We start from the raw sequence: 3549 nt of genomic DNA, 5'->3' as shown, positions 1-3549 counted from the left end.
GCGCGCGCCGGAGCGCCCCGCCCCAGCAGCGCCACCTCGGTCAGCCCGGCCGCGCGGGCGTCCGCCACCAGCTCGGCGGCACGGTCCAAAGCGGCCCGTCCGGGCCCCGGCTGGCCGGGCCAGCACAGCGGCCGCCCGTCCACCGCCGCCGTCGCCGCCGAGGGCCACAGCGCCGGATCCTCCGAGGCGAGGCGCACCGGCACCTGGTCGATCCACAGGCGCCCCAGCACCCGCTCGGCGGCCTCCCTGACCGGCCCGCGCGCGGTGATGGCCGTCTCCCCCGAGACGACGGCGGTGAAGCTCACGACCGGGGTCCCGCCCCCGCCACCGCTCGAACGGCCTCGATCAGCCGGCCCGCGCCCTCGACCGGGTTGCGCAGGTGCAGGCGCACCACCGGCAGCCGCCGCTGCCGCAGCGCCCGGACCTCGCCCAGCGCCCGCGCCAGCTGCAGCTTCGCCAGCCCGTACGGCCGTCCCGGCACCGGATGCGCCGCCAGCGCGTCGCCCGGCGCCGGATCGCCCGTGATGACCAGGAACGCGCCGTTGCCCGGCCCGTCCTTGTGGATCGGGCCGGTGGCGTGCGGGTACGCCGGGCCCGGCCCGTACACGACCGGCCGCCCGGCGGCGCGCGACAGCGACGGCGCCAGGTACCGGCCCGAGAAGTCGCCCGACAGGTACGTCAGCACCGACAGGTAGCCGTCGGCGGGCACCGAGGCGATCAGCCCGCCCAGCACCGTCCCGAGGTCGGCGCCCGACGGCCACGCGAAGTCGGCGTGCACCTCGATGTCGTCCTCGACGTACACCGGCCGCCCGGTGGGCAGCGGCCCGGCGCCCGCAGAGCGCAGCAGCGTCGCCGCGTCGTCCTCCGCCTCCTGGACGGCCGCGCTGCCCGCCTCGAACGGGTTCACGCCGAGCAGCCACCCGGCCACGGCCGTCGCGTACTCCCACAGCACGAACTGCGCGCCGAGCGGCGCCCACACCGAGGTGTCGGCCTCCTCCTGCGCCGCCGACCGCGGATTGATCGAGATGCCGTGCAGGTCGGGGAAGCCGCCCTTGCCGCCGGGCGGCTCCAGCGCGAGCACCCCGCGGCCCCGCTTGCCGGTGCCGACCGCGAGCAGCTGCGAGATCCAGGCGCTGAGCGCGCCGGACCCGCCGGGCTCGCGCAGCACCACCTTGTCGCGGGTGACGCCGCCCGGCCCCTGCTGGGCGCAGCCGCCGAGGACCGCGCCGAGCAGCAGCCCGGGGTTGTCCTCGTCCTTGGACAGCGACGGCACCAGCGACGCCGCCTCCTCCAGCAGCCGCCCCGCGTCGGCGCCCGCCAGCACCGCCGGGACCAGCCCGTAGGCCGACAGCGCGCCGTAGTGGCCCGGCAGGTACGGGTCGGTGAGCCCGATCCGGTACCCGCACTGGCGGGCGAAGTCGTGCAGCGGGCTGCCGTGGTCGGTGATCACCAGGAAGCGGCCCGCGATCTCCCGCTCCGACAGGCCGCGCTCGCGGAACGCGCCCGCGAAGATCCGCCGGTAGGCGTCGCCCTCCAGCGACACGCCCGCCTTGCTCGCCAGCACGACCAGCGTCCGGTCGAGCCGCTCCAGCGCGAACGCCAGCGCGGCGGTGTCGCTGCCGTCCAGCACCGTCAGCCCGCCGCCGGGGCCGCCCGGGGCGCCGCCCCCGCCGGCGAGGGCGGGCGCGTGCGCCTCCACGATCGCCTGGGCGGCGAGGCTCTCCGCGCCCACCCCGATCAGCACGATGTGGTCCAGGCCGGAGTAGCGCGCCTCGGCGACCAGCCCGTCCACCTGCTTCAGCAGCCCGCGCGACGCGAACGGCAGGTCCAGCCAGCCCAGCCTGCTGTGGTCGACCGCGCGCCGCCCCCACAGCCGCGGGTCCTTCGCGGCCAGCGCGCCCGGGACGCCGCAGCCGACGAGGTAGTCCCTCGCCTGCAGCGCCGAGTCGAGCACGTCGCCGCGCGTCAGTACGTCGAATCCGGACACGCTTTCCCTCCTGCCCCCTATCGTTTCAGGAGAGAAAGGGCATCCGCGACCATCTCCATCGATCTTCTGCCTCCGGTTGCCGAACCGGACGCGGAAGAGCAGCCGTGCTCCTCGGTCAGCTCAGCGCCTCGATCAGCTGCGCGAGACCCTCGGCGCGGTCGCGCAGATGCAGCCGGAACGCCGGGAGGCCGAGCGAACGCAGCACCCGCTGGTCCCCGAACGCCTGCGCCAGCTGCAGCTCGCCGAGCGTGAAGGGCCGTCCGGGCACCGGGACGTCGGTCGTCACCGCGCCTGTGACCTGCAAGAACATGCCGTTGCGCGGCCCGCCCTTGTGGTACTGGCCCGTCGCGTGCAGGTACCGCGGCCCCCAGCCGAACGTGACCGGCACGGGATTCCTGCGCAGCCTGGCGCCGCGGGCCGCCAGCAGCGGCCGCAGCCCGGCCGCCGCCGCCTCCCCGGACCGGTCCAGGTAGGCCAGGACGGCGAGGTAGCCGCCGTCCGGGACGTCCTCCAGGAACGTCTCCAGTGCCTCTCCCAGCGTCTTCGCGCCGCGCAGCGCCTCCTCCGGCGCGTGCACCTCCACCGCGTCCGACACCAGCGCCGGCGGGCGCCGCACCACCGTCGGGGCCGTGCCCTCCTCCGAGCGCAGCAGCGCCGCCGTGCTGTCCCGCGACTCGCCGGTGTCCGGCTCGGCGAACGGGTCCACACCGATCACCCGGGCGGCCACCGCCACCGCGTAGTCCCACAGCAGGAACTGCGCGCCGAGCGGGCCCGCCACGCTCACCCCCGCCTCGCGGCCCGGCCCGGGCTCGTCCGGGCGGCGGCCCAGGATCACCCGGCGCACGTCGCCGGTCAGGTCGAAACCGGGGGAGTCCACGCTCTCCACGACGACCGGCAGCAGCCCCCGGCCGTCCTTGCCGAGAGCGCCCGCCACCAGCTGCTCCGCCCAGGCGGGGAAGCCGTGCAGCCCCGAGCCGTGGTCGGCGAGGACGAGCTTGTCGCGGCCGCCGAGCGCCGACGAGGCGAGCGCGGCGCCGAGCGCCAGCGCCGGGTTGGCGTAGGGCTGGCGCAGCGCGCCCGCGAGCCGGTCCGCCTCGTCCAGCAGGGCCGGGACGTCCGTGCCCGCGAGCGCGGCGGGCACCAGCGCCCGCACGCCGAGCGCGCCGAAGCGGCCGTCGACGTCCGTCTCGGCCTCCACGAAATGGTGGCCGACGTCGCGGGCGGCGCGTTCCGCCTCCGACCCGGGTTCGTCGACCAGGACGAACCGGCGGGCCAGCTCGGCGCGGCTCAGCCCCGCCTCGGAGAACGCCCGCCCGAAGACGCGGCGCAGCGACCGCGCCTCGACGTCGTCGCCCACGACGACCACCACCGTGCGCCCGAGGTCCCCCGACAGGACCCCGGACACCTCGTGCGGGTCCGTCGTGTCCAGGACGACCAGCTCGGCGTCCGGCCCGGTGCGGGCCGCGGTCCGGTGGACCGCCTCGGCGGCGATCGCCGGGCCGCCCGCCCCCGCGACCACGATGCGGTCCAGGCCCGCGCCGCGGAACTCGTCGGCCGGCCCG

2 protein-coding genes and 1 pseudogene are annotated in these 3549 nt (G+C 77.2%); all 3 read right to left on the bottom strand.

Annotation, left to right across the window (positions count from 1 at the left end; genetic code table 11):
- Positions 1-305, bottom strand: a pseudogene (locus tag ABZ914_RS48625) (glucose-6-phosphate isomerase); the annotation flags it as partial.
- A complete protein-coding gene (locus ABZ914_RS48620; protein WP_500201397.1) occupies positions 302-1987 on the bottom strand; it encodes a phosphoheptose isomerase in 1686 nt (561 codons plus the stop codon). The pseudogene ABZ914_RS48625 and the gene ABZ914_RS48620, both read right to left, overlap by 4 nt.
- Before the next feature lie 115 nt (positions 1988-2102).
- The coding region (locus ABZ914_RS48615) for a glucose-6-phosphate isomerase (RefSeq protein ID WP_500201396.1) at positions 2103-3549 on the bottom strand (1447 nt) is incomplete at its 5' end.

Origin of the sequence: Spirillospora sp. NPDC046719 (genome assembly GCF_040645715.1) — a bacterium.
In the GTDB taxonomy this organism is placed as follows: Bacteria; Actinomycetota; Actinomycetes; order Streptosporangiales; family Streptosporangiaceae; genus Spirillospora.
Note: the sequence above shows the minus strand (reverse complement) of the source record. Positions and strands in the feature narration are given on the sequence as shown.